Here is a 14432-nt window from a genome sequence, read left to right as displayed (position 1 = left end):
TCCCTCCAAAGAAAATTTGATCTCTCACTCGATTACCCCCCGTCGTGCACATCCAGCAGATAGGTCGCCATTGCCTTCCGGTCTTCGTCTGTCAGAAAGCTGGTGCCATAGTTTACGACCTCTCCCATGGCGCCGCCGAAGACATCGCCATCAGGCATGACGCCGGTGCGCAACGCGTAGGCCAAATCATCTACCGTCCAACCACGCTTTTGCAGGGTCTCAAAGTCGATGGCCGGTGCCTTGTCACCGCCCGGCAGAGAGTCACTTCCCTTGAAGTGTTCCGTGTCCGAATTTCTTGCGCCAGCCAGGTTCCTCCCGGTGTGGCAGGCCGCACAATGTGTGGCACCTTCGACCAGTAGCCGGCCCCGGTTCCACACTTCGTCATTGCCCGGCACGGGATCAGTGCGGGGTGGTTCCAGAAAAGCCGCGCGCCACAGCTTCAGGCCCCATCTCTGATTGAAGGGGAACGCCATTTCCTGTTCTTTTGACGGTTCCGCTACCGGTGGAACTGTTTGCCATGCGGCCCAGAGATCGGCGATGTCCTGATCCGTGAAATTGGCATAGAATGGATAAGGAAAGGCCGGGTAATAGGGTTGTCCGCCGGGTGATACGCCTTGACGCACCGCGCGGGCGAACTCCTCGATTGTCCAATCACCGATCCCGTGATCGGGATCTGTGGTCAGGTTCGGCGAAAAGAGCGTGCCGAACGGGGTATCCAACTCCACCCCACCGGCCAAGGCCGCGCCCCCTTTGGCAAAATCTGTGTGGCAAGCGATACAACCACTTGCCCTTGCCAGATACGCCCCGCGGTTAACGTCACCCTGAATGTCGAGAGCTTGTAAGGGCTGGCCAATCGGCCAAGCCATCACAGCAACAAGTCCCGCTGACGCCGCTACGGCGGCAGCAAGGCCCAATCGGAATATCGGTCTCATGACGCATTCCTATTCCGACCGAAATTGCGTGTGACACGCCGAGCATGTCTGGCTCAGCATCATGAACACACCATCTGCCGGCATTTCAGAAAGTTGTGCCTGGTTTGGACTGCCGCCCATCATTCCGGCACCCATCATAGAACCGCCACCCATCATGGATGCGCCGCCCATCATGCCCGAACCATGGCCCGACCCGGACATCATCAACCCGTTGTCCGCCGCAAGCACAAGGCCTTCAGAGTAGGATTCCAACTGCCTGGCTAACTCTGCAAATGAACCCCAATCCTGCCAGATCTCCGATTTGGCCTCCGAGGGTTTGCCATCAGATCCCTCTGGAAACAGCTTTGTCATGCTCTCGCCAGCGTGACGCCCGATTTTCTTGGCCTCGCTTCGTACCGTTTGCGCATTGTAGGGCGTTTTCCCCTGCATCATCGGCGTAAGGATCTTCATGCTGTCCTTCATCGCGGACATACCATCCATGCGTTCTTTGACGATGCCGGTTGCGCCACCATGCGCCAGGGCGGCGGCTGCAAACAGAGAAACCAGGGCAACGCCTGTGGTCATTTTCAGAATGTTCATTGTTTTGTCCTTGTCGTCTGCTTCGACGCGCCCAGGTTGAGCGCAATTCGACTGGTCAGATCAGGACACGCGGCGGTGGTGGGTCAAACGCCGCGATACCGAGAACCCGGTATTGGGCTCGAGGGATCGAGTATCTTTGTTCAGTATCTTGGGGGCCAGGCGGTGGTGGACCCATCGAAAATAGACCAACAGCGTTGCAAATCGTTCCGCCATGACAATGTCCGGGATGACCCTGCTTGACATGCTCAACGTCCGCGGAGTCCGTTTGGTCAATCACGTGCTGAGAACCACTGCCATGTGCATGAGCAGAATCGGCCGTCACAAGCAGCCCGCCAATGGTCAGCACCATTGACAGTATGATGTAACGAATTGCACTGCCCATTCGGCTCGTCACCTTCAGAAAATCCCGTTTTCCTGCTGCAGCTCTCTGATATACGCCACGATGCCCTTCACATCCGCACGGGTCAAGCCATCGACCGGCGGCATATTGCCGAACTTCCAATGGTGTGCCCGAACTCCATTCTGGACTGCCACATAAAATGACTCGTCCGAATGGTGGCTTGGTTCATAGATTTTATGCACCAAAGGTGGTGCAAGGCCTTCCAGACCTGTTGCATTCGCGCCATGGCACGCCGAGCATTTGGCGTCGAATGCCACTTTGCCGACGGCCGCAAATTCGCTTAGCTGGTCCGGCAGAGTGACGTTTTCGATTGGGTCTCCTTGCTCCAGTGCTGACGTATCGGGCGGCGTCATCGAGTGACCTGTTGGTTGCTGATTTAAGTTGTAGACGAACGCGGCGGCGCCTGCGATCACTACTCCGCCGATCAAGAGTGTAAGTTTATCCATCTCTGTTCTTCACATGATTGTCAGTTCTTAGGTTCAACGCGCGCAAAAAAAATCGGCCTGACCAAGGTCAGATCAGTTTTACCTGAGTGCCCACAGTGGCCAGTTCGAACAATTCCGCAATCTGCTCGTTGTACAAGCCAATGCAGCCGTTGGAGGATCTTCTCCCGATCTTGCGCGTGTCGTTGGTGCCGTGGATCCGGTAGTATTGCCAGCTCAAATAAAGTGCATGTGTCCCCAGAGGATTCTCCGGACCCGGGCCCACATAATCGGGCCAAGCGGGGTTGCGCTTTTTCATTGCTGGTGTCGGTCGCCAAGACGGCCCTTCGACCTTGCGAGTAACTGTGGTGTAGCCCAGCCTTGTAAGGTCTTCCGTCAGCGGTACGCTGGTTGGATACATTCGGTAGACGCTTTCGTCTTCCGACCAATATTGCAGGACCTTGGACTGTGTATCGGACAGGATCACACCATTCTTAAGCGTATCAAAGTGGTCCTGCCATTTAGCAACGCGGAATGAGGAAACATTGCGGCGCGTCCCCTCAGTTGCCGTTGATTGGGCCCAAACGGCCGGTGCTGGAAAAAGCGTCGTCGCAGCAAACGCGGCAATCACTCCACGTCGCGTAACAACCTTTCCTTCTTTGCTCCGTTTCATGCCTGCCATCCCAAAGTTTATTCTTTTTTTCCGACTCAAATAACTCGTATGCCCGGTTCCTGCGCTGGAAGGTCAACACGCAAATGACATTTCATATGGGATGTCTCGTCTGAATTGTCGTTGCCGTTGGCGCAGGGATATTTCCTTAGAAGGCGGACCCAAATCATCAAGTCATTGTGGAAAAGCAATTTTTCTTGGACGTAACTCCAGGCTGCTTTAAGCAAAACCTGACTTTCTTGAATCAACCGAACACAAAAAAGCAACGCTAACAATTGCTTAGTTCTTGGTGAATTGATGTGATCACCCGTCGATGCGAGGGTAGCAGGCACTACAAATGACAATCACAGTGGACTAAACACCATGTCCTTCAGGAAAGCTTTCCAAGCACTGGCCGCACTTTTGTTCATCGGCGCTTGTACCGAAACAACGTCAATATCTGCAGATAGCGAGCCCGGAACGCTTTCCCAAGTTCCTGACGCCGTAGCCCAGATTGCTGCTCCGGGCCAGGACCTGAACGCAGTGAAAATCATGCCTGAGGACGGTTGCTATTGGTATCGCTATGTTGGGCCAGTTGAAACAACCTACCTACCACTTAGGACTATTGAAGGGCGCCCAATCTGTACGCGCGCCTGACAAGCGCCTGTCAGCTGGTCGCGGTCAGAAGCCGCTCGGGAGGGTAGAGATGAGCCGTGGACCCTGGCCTGACACGATCATAAAGCCCGATGATATGTGGCATCGCCATCCTTACGCAGCCAGAACTTGCGCGACCTCCGATAGATCTTGGATAAGGCGTTCCGTGAATTCGCAGGTATGTGTCGCGACCACCTTCGAACAGATAAAACGCCCTTGATCCCAATGGGTTTGTCGGCCCACCGGGCACACCATCTGCGAATTGCGCATATTCATCAGGGTCGCGCTCAATCATTTCGGCTGTAGGAGTCCAACGCGGCCATTTGGCCTTTCGCTTGATCGTGTAGACTCCGGGCTCGTAAAGATTGCCTCGGGCAATGGCTACGCCGTAACGCATTGCTGTGCCACCGTCTTCGATGAAATACAGATATCGTGCCACCGCGTCGACATGAATGTCACCCGGAGTAAGTGGTCGATTGGTTTGCACACGCTGAGGCAGGAAACGTGGGTGTAAACCCCAGGGATTGGATGTTGCGGGATCAAAATTGGCTGGAGTTACTTGCGCATCCCACTCCGACCATTGCGAGGCCGCCGCCGACGTCACTCCAAAAACCGGCTGAGAGAAAATGGCGAGCGAGGCTGCAACAAAATGTCGTCTGGTCAGCATTGATAGCGCTCCTATTGGCTGGTTGGTGTCTGGAGTTAGTACCCAGGGGATTAGACAATCCGCGACGGGGGAAGATTTGTCCATTCAATTATTCGTTCGATATCGCTTCGACCCACCCGCGAGTTTTCAAGGCTTAAAGTGACCTAGGCAGCTTCGTGTTTAACCTGAAACTTCACCAGGCGTCGGGACGACAATGCCTGCTGTTCATACCCCTAAAAACTTCCCTGTTCCGGCCGTGTCTATGCACCAAGTAAGGCCCAAGCAAATGCTGGACTGGTTTGACAGCGTCAAATTCGCTTCGCGCCAAAACAGCTTGACCTTCCATCGTGGGAAGGCGTTAGCAGAGGTCTCCAATCCAAATTTTGGAGTTGAATGTGAAAGAAAAACAGACTGCAAACGCGCCGCAGGCGTCAGTACCGGTTAGCGGCGGCAAGATAATGAAATGGGGCATGATGGTATGTTGCATTGCCATGATAACGCCGATCGCTCTCTACTTGATCGCCGGCGGGACGGTTGGTGGGCTTTCTGACTCCTTGGGTCTTTTCGCACCGTTGATCCTGTGCCTCGGAGCCCATTTCTTTATGCACAAGGCGATGGAAAAATCCTGTCATTCGAACAAATCTGAATCGGAAAGACCAAAGGCAACAGACGCCGCGGTCGGACCGAACCCAGTACACCGGCAATAATCTTCAATCATGAAGCTTTGGTGCTCAAGGTTGGCCGCCATGTCGCTGGCCGCTCTTTCGCTGGCGGCTTGCGCACCACGCCCTAAACTATGCCCGCTGCAACCGCCGCAGCCTGAATACGCCCTGCCCCAAGGTTGCCGGGTTCAATGGGAGGGCGCGGATGGCGGGGCCTATTTCATCTGCGAAGACGGGCGCGAAGGTTTCGTGAGCTGATCGTGGGGATGTGACATTCCGGCTCGTTGACCCTCCAGCGCTGGAATCTGGCAGAGACGGGTGCAAAACAACCGATGGCAACGCGCAATGGCAAGAACACTCCTAAATTTATGTATTATGATCTTGGGGTTAATCTTTGGCCAGACTTCCGCCGGGACAAGCCTTGCAGCTACATCCCAAGCGTATGAATCAGAGCCCCTGGTCGCACACATAATTACCGCGCAGGACGGGATCGCGCCTGACGTCAAGACGATCACTGCAGGACTGCATCTGAAACTGGGCGAAGATTGGAAAACCTACTGGAAGTCGCCTGGTGAGGTGGGAATTCCGCCCAAGATCACTTGGAACGGCTCGCAAAACGTCAGCGACGTACAGTTTCACTGGCCCGCGCCGATCCGTTTTCGCGCCTTCGGGATCGAGAATTTCGGGTACAAGGACGAAGTGGTCTTTCCGCTGACCGTCACACTCGAGAACCCCGGAGCGCCAGTTGACTTGAAGGCCGCTGTGACAACGCTGATCTGTTCCGATATCTGTGTGCCGGTCGAGTTTTCGCTGGACTTGTCGCTGACTCAGGGAACGGGTCGGGATCAGGACTCGGCCCGGCTTATAAATGCCTTTCTGTCGCGGGTGCCAACCACGGGAAACACAAGCGGAATGAAGTCCGACGCCGCGACCCTGGATACCGAGTCCGAGATGCTGACGCTGAATTTCACCAGCGACCTGCCCTTTGATGCGCCTGATGTCTTTCCCGACATGGGACGTGACACCGCGTTTGGTGCACCCGACATCCGGCTCGCTGGCGACAGGCGTCAGCTATGGGTGCAGTTCCCGGTCCTCGCTCTGGCACAGGACCCCCCCGCCTTGTCCGTCACGGTTACCGACACCAACCGCGTGGCCGAGTTTTCGCCCCGTACCGACGCTCCCCCTACCCCGCCACCATATGAGATCGCGGCCGCCGAAACTTCAGCCAGCGCGCTGGTCTGGATCATTTTGCTGGCGGTGGGCGGCGGGTTGATTCTGAATGTCATGCCCTGCGTACTGCCAGTGCTTTCGATCAAGCTTTCCTCGGCGGTAAAGGCTCGCGACCGCTCTGCGGCTCAGATTCGCGCCGGGTTCCTGGCTTCGGCAGCCGGAATCCTGACATTCATGTGGCTGTTGGCGGCTATCACCATTGCGGCGCGGTCGCTGGGCTATTCCGTCGGCTGGGGCATCCAGTTCCAGAATCCGCTTTTCCTTGCGGTGATGATCGTGGTGCTGGCGGTTTTTGCAACCAGCCTCGCGGGCTTGTTCGAGATCACGCTGCCGCAGTCGCTGAACACCCGGCTTGCCCATGTCGAAAAGGGCCGCGTGTCGCTGGTCGGGGATTTCCTGACCGGAGCCTTCTCAGCAGTTCTGGCGACGCCCTGCTCGGCCCCCTTCCTCGGCACGGCGGTGGCCTTTGCCCTGACCGGCCGACCGGTGGATATCGTGGCGATCTTCACCGCAATGGGGGTCGGGCTGGCCATTCCTTACCTGCTGGTTGCAGTGCACCCGAAACTTACCGCCGCTCTGCCTAAACCGGGGCGTTGGATGGTGGGATTAAAATGGGCCCTGTCGGCGGCACTGCTGACCACGATCGGCTGGTTGGTCTGGGTGATGGTCGGGGTGGCCGGAGACACTGCTGCAACTGCTACCGTGCTGGCTGCAACTGTTCTGGTCCTGTTGATCTGGAAAAGTACGATGATGCCACCCGTTTTGCGCTGGACAGCCCTGTTGCTGACGCTGACCGCAGCGTTTGCCGCACCGGTTGCGATTGCCGGCAAAGACCGGTCCAGGCTGCTTGAACCAGCCGGAGAGATCCCTTGGATTACCTTCAGCCGCCCCGAAATCGCCCGCCTTGTGTCGCGCGGCGAGGTGGTTTTCGTCGATGTCACAGCCGACTGGTGTCTGACCTGCAAGGCCAACAAAGCGCTGGTGCTGGAACGCGGCGAGGTTCTGGCAACACTGCAATCGGACAAAGCAATTCCGATGCAGGCCGACTGGACCCGCCCCGACGATGTGATCGCCCGTTTCCTTGAGGACAATGGACGGTTCGGGATCCCCTTCAACATCGTCTACGGCCCGTCGGCCCCCGAAGGCATCGCCCTGCCAGAGATCTTGACCACGAACGCCATTCTCGACGCGATGGAACAGGCCGCGCCGATTGCGGGCGGAGCCGTGGAAAGCGGATCCTGACCCCGGAGTTCACATATCCCGGACGCGGTTGCTCTGCTGCGCTAAACGCATGGTCTCGTGCTCTTCCATATCCAGTATCGCCTGAAAGAGTTCGCGTGCCTCGGGTATCTCGGCACGCCCGTGCAAATACCGATATAAGTCGATCACCTGATTGTGAAGATCGAAGACCGCTTCGCAGATCTCATCGACGCTCATCTGTGCGAACGGCCTGTCGCAGGCGCGATGTGGGTCGATCGGCTCATTGCCCAAATAGTCATATACCCAGGTGTTGAGCGCTTTGGGATCGGCTCGTTTCACGAAACCATCGACGATTTTCTCCAGAGCAGCCTCATGATCGGCGAGGTAGGTAAGCAACATCCTGGCCAGCTCCTGCTCTGACTGTGTCGAACAGTGGGCCAAACATTCGGCGAGCCAATGATGCATTTCCCGCGTCCAGACAATTAGATCAGAAAACGTTTCAACTTTCATGGTCTCAACCTCCTAAAGATCGGCATGCGATAGCCTAAACCGGAATTTTCCAGATGGCTCACTGGGCATCAGCGCGAAGTCGGCGCCGGCCCGATCCACGCCGGGCTGCGGGAATCAACCCCCCAGTTCCAGCAATGCCCGGTCGATTGCCACCTTGCGCGGATCCCCCTGCGGCAGGTCATCCGCCAGATCCCTTGCCCTGCCATAGGCGTTCCGGGCGCCGTCGGTCTCGCCCAGCACCGAATAGGCGTTGCCCAGCCGCATCCAGCCGTCCAGATCGCCTGGGTTTTCCTGCATCCGGCTCGCAAGCCGTTCGACCATCGAGCGGATGAAGGCCTGCCGGTCTTCGTCTGACATCTCCTCGGCCGCCGCCACCTGATCGGCAGTTGGGCCGGGCATGGAAGGGGCAAAAGCCGCCAGATTCACCGGAGCCCGTCCGATCGACGGGGCGATGCGGTTAAGCTGGGCCACAAAACTCTCCATCCATGGCCGGAACTCCTCTTCGGCGTCCATCCGCGTCTTCAGTAGGTCATAGGCCTTATCAGGCGATCCAGCCTGCTCCAGACCAATGGCTTTGTAGAATGTCGCTGCTGGGTTCGATGGGTCCAGTTCCAAGGCTCGTTCAAACGCCCGATCGGCCTTGGGCGTAACGACACCGTCATCGGCATAGACCAACGCCTCGCCATATTGCGACACCAGCGCTGAATTCGCATTGGGTCGGTCCAGCAACCCCTCGAACGCGTCTGCGGCATCTCCAAAGCGTCCCATACGCATATAGGTCTGAGCCAACAACACCCATCCCTCGGTTGGCCCGCCGGTTTCATCCGCCTCAAGCCGCGACTTCAGGCGCACGGCAAGGTCGGCGATTTCACGGGCTTCGGCCTGCTCCCCCTCGCGTTGGGCAAATGGCTGGCTGGGGATGTAGGGACTACCCAGTTGCCAATAAAGACCGGCTCCGAGCGCTGGAACTACCAGCGCGGCAAGTAAAATCAGCGCACGCCCGGAATGGCCCATTATCGCTTTGTCGTCCGATTGCCGGTCAATCGCCTTCAGGCGACGTTCTATCTCGGCTCTGGCGGCCTTGGCCTCTTCGGCTGAGATAATTCCTCGTTCCAGGTCCTTCTCCACTTCGCCGATCTGGTCGGAAAAGATGGCAGAGGCGCTTTCGCGTCTCGACAAGTCCGAGGTCTTGCGCCCCAGGCCGGAGAGGGCGAGCGTCAGAAACACCGCCACGGCCATGAATGAAAAGATAATCCAGATCATGCGTGCGGCTCCGTGAGTGAATGGTTTTCGGGATTCCGTTCTTCGCTCGCGCCGCGTTCCGTCTCTTGTTTTCGCGACTTCCGATATCGGCGCGCATTTTGGGTCAATACCGCTGCAGTCGCGATACCACCCAGCCCCAGGATGACGATAGGCGCAACCCACAGAATGTAAGTTGATGGCTTCCATGGCGGGTTGAACAGAACATAGTCGCCATAACGCGCAACCAGAAAGTCCATAACCTGCTGGTCCGTGTCGCCTGCCACCAGCCGTTCGCGCACAAGCAGACGAAGGTCGCGCGCCACGCCAGCGTTAGAACTGTCGATGTCTTGGTTCTGGCACACCACGCATCGCACCTGTTTCGAAATCGCCCGGGCCCGCTCTTCCAATACCGGATCTGCAAGTATCTCGTCGGGCTCAACCGCGAATGCCGGCTGCGACACCAGCATCGCCAGAGTGACCGCGGTAATTACAATGCGACGTATCATGACGCCTCTCCTCCGGCCGCCCGCGCCTGATCCAGCGCGGTGCGCATCTTTGAAATTGCCTCGTCGCCCAGCACCGGGCCGACAAAACGGAATACGACCTTGCCCGCGCCATCAATCACAAAGGTCTCCGGCACGCCGGAAATCCCCCATTCGATCCCGGCTCGGCCGTCCAGGTCGGAACCGATGCGCTCATAAGGGTTGCCCAGATCGTCGAGCCATTTCCGCGCGTCCTGCGGCTTGTCTTTGTAGTTAATGCCCATCAGGCGAATGCCCTCATCGCGTACCATACGCGTCAGCACCGCATGTTCGGCCCGGCAGGGCACGCACCAGGACGCAAACACGTTGACCACGATCGGAGCTGACCCGTCATTTTCCACCAGATCGGTACTGGACAGCCCGTGGGTATCCAGCCCTTCGACCGGCGGCAAGTCGAACTCAGGCACCGGCTGCGAGATCAAAACAGACGGGATTTCGTTTGGATCGCGATCGGGATTCAGTCCCCATAGCAGGAAGGCACCCAGGATGCCGGCAATCGTAATTGGGAACAGTGCAAATAGACGTTTCATTGCCCTACTCCGCCGCCACCGCAACGGAGCTCTGCCCAGTCCGTTTTCGTGGTGCACCGACGCGTAGACGCCGATCGGAGAGTGACAAGACACCACCAAATGCTAACAATCCTGAACCTATCCAGATCCAGACCACCAATGGCTCATACAAGATACGCAGGGTCCATTTGCTCTGTTCTGATTCCGCCGCCGGTTCCGATATTGAGGCGTAAAGGTCCCCTGCCAACGTCGTTCGAATTGCTGACTCGGTCGTACTGGTACCCGCCACGAGATAGGCCCTGCGCTCGGGTTGAAGCGTGGTGACATAAGCGCCATCGCGAAATACCGTCAGTGTGGCCGCGCGAGACAGATAGTTCGGACCGCGAAGCTGTTCCACACCGTCAAAACGCACGTCGAACCCTGCTATCTCAATCTGTGTTCCGGGCTCGGCAAAAGTCACGACCTCGGATTTCCAAGCGCTGGACCCGATAAAGCCGATCATACAGACAGCCAACCCCGCATGGGCCACGACCATGCCGTAATGAGAACGCGGTAGGCTGCGGGCCCGACGCAGGGACTCGGCCAACGGTGCCTCACCCAGCTTAATTCGGCTGGCCCACTCTGTCAGCACAGCGCCCAGCAACCAAACCGCAAGGCCGATCGACACTACCGCCAAGGCTGGGCCGCCGGTATCCAGATACCACACAAGCAACGCTACGAGCAGGCTAACCCCGGCCACCCATTTGAGCCGGGACAGAACACCGCGCAAATCCGCCCGCTTCCATGACAACAGCGGCCCAATCCCCATTACAACGACTAGAACCAGCATGATCGGCACGAAACTGGCGTTGTAATAAGGTGGTCCAACCGAAATCTTTTCACCTGTCACAGCCTCAAGCAAAAGCGGATAAAGCGTACCGAATAGAACCGTCGCCGTTGCGGTGGCCAGCAGCAGGTTGTTAATAAGCAAACCGGCCTCGCGGCTGATCGGGGCAAAAAGACCGCCGCCCTCCATCTCCGGTGCGCGTATGGCAAACAGCGTCAATGAACCACCGATCGCGACAGCCAACAGCGCCAAGATGTAAATGCCGCGTTCGGGATCGACCGAAAACGCATGGACCGATGTAAGCAAGCCTGAGCGGACAATGAATGTCCCCAACAAGGACAACGAGAAGGTCAAAACGGCCAGTAGGATCGTCCAACTTTTGAAGCTGCCGCGCTTTTCGGTCACAATGGCCGAATGGAACAGCGCTGTGCCAGCAAGCCAGGGCATAAACGAGACATTCTCGACCGGATCCCAGAACCACCAGCCGCCCCAACCCAGTTCGTAATAGGCCCACCAGCTGCCCAGAACGATACCAAGTGTCAGAAACACCCAGGCCGCCAATGTCCAGGGTCGGACCCACCGCGCCCATGCCGGATCGACCCGCCCCTCAATCAGGGCAGCCACGGCGAAAGAAAATACGATAGAGAAGCCGACGTAACCCAGGTATAGGAACGGCGGGTGCATAGCCAGGCCGACATCCTGCAACAGCGGATTTAAATCCTGACCATCCAGCGGTGCCGGAAACACCCGGTCAAACGGGTTCGAGGTGAACAGCATGAATGACAGGAACCCCGCGCTGATCCAGGCCTGCACTGCCAGAGTGCGCGCCTTGAGTTTCAGTGGGATGTTCCGAGCCAACAGAGACACACCCAGCCCGAAAATCACCAATATCAGAATCCACAACAGCAGCGACCCTTCGTGGCTACCCCAGGTCGCAGCCACCTTGAAAAGCATCGGTTTCAGCGAATGAGAATTGCTGGCCACATTTAGCACAGTGAAATCGCTGACCACGAAGGACCACATCAGAGCGGCGAAGGCGATAGCAACCAGCGCTGTCAGTAGGACCGAGGTCGCAGATGCCGATCGCATCCACATGACATTGTTCCGTGCTGCTCCAATCAAGGGAAATACGCTTTGCACCAAGGACACGGCCAGGGCAAGCGCCAGGGCGAACTGCCCGATTTCCGGTATCATTCCAATCCCTCCGGATTTCCGGTTTTGCGGCCTTGTCCGACAATCCAGCGCTGGAGGGTCAAGCGCATTATTGCCGCACCCCCTTCGGCTGATGCATGCTTGACGAGCGCAAATCTGGCCGGCGGCCTTGACCTTCCAGCGCTGGAGACCCCCACCATTTCGACTTCACCGATGGACGTACCGAACACTTTGTTTTCAGGGCAGGGACTCAGGAAACAAACGAACACGAGGGCATCATGACACGGAGCAACAGCAAGATTACGTGCGTCTGGCAACGCCTCCAGGCTGTAATACTGGCTGGGGGGCTGAGCCTTGGGTCAACTGCCATGGCCCAACCGGAAACCCGTCCGGCTGACAACGTGGCGATGAACCCGCAAGCCTCCAGCAACATGTCAGGTATGGGAAGCATGTCCAGGATGATGCGCCCCGACGCGGTGCCGCCAACGGGTGTCGTTGGCGGTATGCATCCACCCGAGGGTGTTTTGATGCCTGTGTTCTCTTACATGAACATGGAGATGGACGGAAATCGTACCGGAACGCAGTCGCTGTCTACCTCGAACGTTCTGTCGCAGTATCCGATCGCGCCGCTCAGCATGAGCATGAACATGGCGATGGTCGGCCTGATGTACGGTGTGACCGACGAGATCTCGGTGATGGCGATGCTGCCCTATACCCGCAAGACGATGAAGCACCAGACCCGCATGGGCCAGACCTTTAAGACCAGGGCACAGGGGTTTGGCGATCTGAAGATCATCGGCGGATATGATATCTACAAATCCGACGGGCAGGTGCTGGAACTATCTCTTGGCCTCAGTCTGCCGACTGGCTCGATAGACGAGACCGACACCACGCCAGCTGGGCCGGACCAGCTGCTGCCCTACCCCATGCAACTGGGTTCAGGCACCTACGACCTGCTGCCGGGCGTCACCTATACGGGCCAGAACGCGGATTGGTCTTGGGGCGCCCAGCTGGCCGCCGTGATCCGGATGGGTGAGAATGATGCCGGTTACACCTTGGGTGACGTCTATTCAGCAACAGTTTGGGGTGCACGGCGCTGGAATGACCAGTTCAGCTCCTCGTTGCGGGTGGTCGGCGACATCGTGGAAAACATTGACGGGTCGGATGCGCGCCTGAACCCAGGCATGGTGCCCACCGCTGATCCGACCCTGCGCGGCGGCCAGTTTCTGAGTATCGGAATCGGAGTGAATTACCTTGTGCCGGGGTCGGGCGTTTTGGCGGGCACGCGCCTGGGTATCGAGGGCGTGATCCCTGTGTATCAAGATCTGGATGGGCCCCAGCTTGAACGCGATTACGCAGTCTCCTTCGCGATACGCAGGGCGTTCTGACCCTTCAGCCCCAAACCGACTGTAAACGGACAATCAGCGCCGCCGCGGTGGTCAGAACGACCACTGACACCGCCATCAGTAGCAGGGCCAATGTCACAGGTCCGCCGCGCCCAGGTACGCGACGTGCCAGTTGGGCTGCAAATCCAGTACCGTGGGCGATCTGGCTCTGAACGACGGATAGGTATAGCGGCAGCGCTCCGACCAGCGTGGCGTACAGGTAAACGCCTGAGATGTTCTCGAAGTAGGCGGAGCGTACCAGCGTCGGACCGACTACCCGCAACGCCACTACGGGATCACCGCCGAAAGACCCGAACCAGTCTGCCGAAAGCGCGTAGATCAGCGCGTGCAGCGCGATGAACAGGACGGCCCGTAGCAGCAGGTCAATTAGCAGATACCGGGCCGGGATGGCCCCCCTGCCCCGCGCCCTTACCCCAACGGCGAAAAGAAAAAAGCTGAGATAATTTAAAAGGAAAACGACCGGCAACCCATTCGTCACCACCTGACGCAAAAACCGAACAAACGCGGGACCACTGTTCAGGAGGTGCGTCGCAAAGCCCGGCGTGCGCAAAACGAAGATGGCCAACAGCGGAAACAACGCAAGGCAACTGACGATCAGCGTGTTTCTGGCAAACTTCCAGAAAGGCAATTCAGTGGCAAAATATCTGTTCATTTCATTTAGTTTGCCAACGGTTCCAGCGCAATGTCGATGCCAATTGGTTTACAGACCTGCGACAGAACCTCCGATTTTATTATTCCGCAAGCCCTCTACCTACTTTACGCGCAAAATCTGTTACTTTTGCTCGTTACTTTTGTTGCGCTATCAGTTTCAAGTTACACTCGATAAGTACCCCTTATCATGACTGATTGATTTCGCCGGAAAATGCGCGCA

16 protein-coding genes are annotated in these 14432 nt (G+C 57.5%); 4 read left to right on the top strand and 12 right to left on the bottom strand.

Going from position 1 to position 14432, the window contains the following annotated elements; all coding sequences use genetic code 11:
• Nucleotides 1–32: 32 nt before the first annotated feature.
• The 6 genes from ACR0NN_RS22065 to ACR0NN_RS22040 form a co-directional block, all read right to left on the bottom strand.
• On the bottom strand, nucleotides 33–932 hold the full coding sequence (locus tag ACR0NN_RS22065; protein ID WP_170417899.1) for a c-type cytochrome: 900 nt from the start codon (nucleotides 930–932) through the stop codon (nucleotides 33–35).
• 9 nt (nucleotides 933–941) lie between these two features.
• Nucleotides 942–1511, bottom strand: coding sequence for a c-type cytochrome (locus ACR0NN_RS22060; RefSeq protein ID WP_170417895.1), 570 nt, complete (start codon nucleotides 1509–1511; stop codon nucleotides 942–944).
• 60 nt (nucleotides 1512–1571) lie between these two features.
• Entirely contained in the window at nucleotides 1572–1754 is a 183-nt protein-coding gene (locus ACR0NN_RS22055; RefSeq protein WP_157054267.1) for a hypothetical protein, read from the bottom strand.
• Between the two features lie 153 nt (nucleotides 1755–1907).
• Entirely contained in the window at nucleotides 1908–2357 is a 450-nt protein-coding gene (locus ACR0NN_RS22050; protein WP_170417891.1) for a c-type cytochrome, read from the bottom strand.
• A gap of 67 nt (nucleotides 2358–2424) precedes the next feature.
• On the bottom strand, nucleotides 2425–3015 hold the full coding sequence (locus ACR0NN_RS22045; protein ID WP_170417888.1) for a L,D-transpeptidase: 591 nt from the start codon (nucleotides 3013–3015) through the stop codon (nucleotides 2425–2427).
• 634 nt (nucleotides 3016–3649) lie between these two features.
• A complete protein-coding gene (locus ACR0NN_RS22040; protein ID WP_050605720.1) occupies nucleotides 3650–4303 on the bottom strand; it encodes a L,D-transpeptidase in 654 nt (217 codons plus the stop codon).
• 374 nt (nucleotides 4304–4677) lie between these two features.
• Between ACR0NN_RS22040 and ACR0NN_RS22035 the strand changes: the two genes are divergently transcribed.
• The 3 genes from ACR0NN_RS22035 (at nucleotide 4678) to ACR0NN_RS22025 (ending at nucleotide 7416) form a co-directional block, all read left to right on the top strand.
• Nucleotides 4678–4989, top strand: a complete 312-nt coding sequence (locus ACR0NN_RS22035; RefSeq protein ID WP_255612174.1) for a DUF2933 domain-containing protein — start codon at nucleotides 4678–4680, stop codon at nucleotides 4987–4989.
• Nucleotides 4990–5028: 39 nt separating this feature from the next.
• Entirely contained in the window at nucleotides 5029–5202 is a 174-nt protein-coding gene (locus ACR0NN_RS22030) for a hypothetical protein (protein ID WP_170417885.1), read from the top strand.
• A gap of 117 nt (nucleotides 5203–5319) precedes the next feature.
• Complete coding sequence (locus ACR0NN_RS22025; RefSeq protein ID WP_170418009.1) at nucleotides 5320–7416, top strand: protein-disulfide reductase DsbD family protein; 2097 nt, start codon at nucleotides 5320–5322, stop codon at nucleotides 7414–7416.
• Nucleotides 7417–7425: 9 nt separating this feature from the next.
• On the opposite strand, the gene ACR0NN_RS22020 is transcribed toward ACR0NN_RS22025, so the two are convergent.
• From ACR0NN_RS22020 to ACR0NN_RS22000, 5 genes are all read right to left on the bottom strand, one after another.
• Entirely contained in the window at nucleotides 7426–7884 is a 459-nt protein-coding gene (locus ACR0NN_RS22020) for an ATPase (RefSeq protein WP_170417881.1), read from the bottom strand.
• 114 nt (nucleotides 7885–7998) lie between these two features.
• Complete coding sequence (ccmI, locus tag ACR0NN_RS22015) at nucleotides 7999–9147, bottom strand: c-type cytochrome biogenesis protein CcmI (protein ID WP_170417878.1); 1149 nt, start codon at nucleotides 9145–9147, stop codon at nucleotides 7999–8001.
• Nucleotides 9144–9632, bottom strand: coding sequence for a cytochrome c-type biogenesis protein (locus ACR0NN_RS22010; RefSeq protein WP_170417876.1), 489 nt, complete (start codon nucleotides 9630–9632; stop codon nucleotides 9144–9146). Before ACR0NN_RS22010 ends, ccmI begins: the two co-directional genes overlap by 4 nt.
• Nucleotides 9629–10198 carry a DsbE family thiol:disulfide interchange protein gene (locus tag ACR0NN_RS22005; RefSeq protein ID WP_170417873.1) on the bottom strand — a complete coding sequence of 190 codons (570 nt, stop codon included), beginning with the start codon at nucleotides 10196–10198 and terminating at the stop codon, nucleotides 9629–9631. Before ACR0NN_RS22005 ends, ACR0NN_RS22010 begins: the two co-directional genes overlap by 4 nt.
• Before the next feature lie 4 nt (nucleotides 10199–10202).
• Nucleotides 10203–12197 carry a heme lyase CcmF/NrfE family subunit gene (locus ACR0NN_RS22000; protein ID WP_170417870.1) on the bottom strand — a complete coding sequence of 665 codons (1995 nt, stop codon included), beginning with the start codon at nucleotides 12195–12197 and terminating at the stop codon, nucleotides 10203–10205.
• Between the two features lie 236 nt (nucleotides 12198–12433).
• Here ACR0NN_RS22000 and ACR0NN_RS21995 point away from each other — a divergent pair, with 236 nt between their 5' ends.
• Nucleotides 12434–13543: a transporter gene (locus tag ACR0NN_RS21995; RefSeq protein WP_170417865.1), complete on the top strand. Its 1110-nt coding sequence runs from the start codon at nucleotides 12434–12436 to the stop codon at nucleotides 13541–13543.
• A 4-nt stretch (nucleotides 13544–13547) separates the two neighbouring features.
• Here ACR0NN_RS21995 and ACR0NN_RS21990 read toward each other — a convergent pair whose 3' ends face one another.
• Entirely contained in the window at nucleotides 13548–14213 is a 666-nt protein-coding gene (locus ACR0NN_RS21990) for a hypothetical protein (protein ID WP_050605729.1), read from the bottom strand.
• Between the last annotated feature and the right edge of the window lie 219 nt (nucleotides 14214–14432).

It is taken from the genome of Ruegeria sp. BA2 (genome assembly GCF_056539605.1).
The sequence above is the reverse complement of the archived record's forward strand: the minus strand, read 5'-3'. Positions and strand labels throughout refer to the sequence as shown.

What these genes read in the sequence shown, in the direction of transcription:
- ACR0NN_RS22065 (WP_170417899.1), bottom strand. Translation starts at nt 932, where the DNA reads ATGAGACCGATATTCCGATTGGGCCTTGCTGCCGCCGTAGCGGCGTCA.
- ACR0NN_RS22060 (WP_170417895.1), bottom strand. Translation starts at nt 1,511, where the DNA reads ATGAACATTCTGAAAATGACCACAGGCGTTGCCCTGGTTTCTCTGTTT.
- ACR0NN_RS22055 (WP_157054267.1), bottom strand. Translation starts at nt 1,754, where the DNA reads ATGTCAAGCAGGGTCATCCCGGACATTGTCATGGCGGAACGATTTGCA.
- ACR0NN_RS22050 (WP_170417891.1), bottom strand. Translation starts at nt 2,357, where the DNA reads ATGGATAAACTTACACTCTTGATCGGCGGAGTAGTGATCGCAGGCGCC.
- ACR0NN_RS22045 (WP_170417888.1), bottom strand. Translation starts at nt 3,015, where the DNA reads ATGGCAGGCATGAAACGGAGCAAAGAAGGAAAGGTTGTTACGCGACGT.
- ACR0NN_RS22040 (WP_050605720.1), bottom strand. Translation starts at nt 4,303, where the DNA reads ATGCTGACCAGACGACATTTTGTTGCAGCCTCGCTCGCCATTTTCTCT.
- ACR0NN_RS22030 (WP_170417885.1), top strand. Translation starts at nt 5,029, where the DNA reads ATGTCGCTGGCCGCTCTTTCGCTGGCGGCTTGCGCACCACGCCCTAAA.
- ACR0NN_RS22025 (WP_170418009.1), top strand. Translation starts at nt 5,320, where the DNA reads ATGATCTTGGGGTTAATCTTTGGCCAGACTTCCGCCGGGACAAGCCTT.
- ACR0NN_RS22020 (WP_170417881.1), bottom strand. Translation starts at nt 7,884, where the DNA reads ATGAAAGTTGAAACGTTTTCTGATCTAATTGTCTGGACGCGGGAAATG.
- ccmI (WP_170417878.1), bottom strand. Translation starts at nt 9,147, where the DNA reads ATGATCTGGATTATCTTTTCATTCATGGCCGTGGCGGTGTTTCTGACG.
- ACR0NN_RS22010 (WP_170417876.1), bottom strand. Translation starts at nt 9,632, where the DNA reads ATGATACGTCGCATTGTAATTACCGCGGTCACTCTGGCGATGCTGGTG.
- ACR0NN_RS22005 (WP_170417873.1), bottom strand. Translation starts at nt 10,198, where the DNA reads ATGAAACGTCTATTTGCACTGTTCCCAATTACGATTGCCGGCATCCTG.
- ACR0NN_RS22000 (WP_170417870.1), bottom strand. Translation starts at nt 12,197, where the DNA reads ATGATACCGGAAATCGGGCAGTTCGCCCTGGCGCTTGCCCTGGCCGTG.
- ACR0NN_RS21995 (WP_170417865.1), top strand. Translation starts at nt 12,434, where the DNA reads ATGACACGGAGCAACAGCAAGATTACGTGCGTCTGGCAACGCCTCCAG.
- ACR0NN_RS21990 (WP_050605729.1), bottom strand. Translation starts at nt 14,213, where the DNA reads ATGAACAGATATTTTGCCACTGAATTGCCTTTCTGGAAGTTTGCCAGA.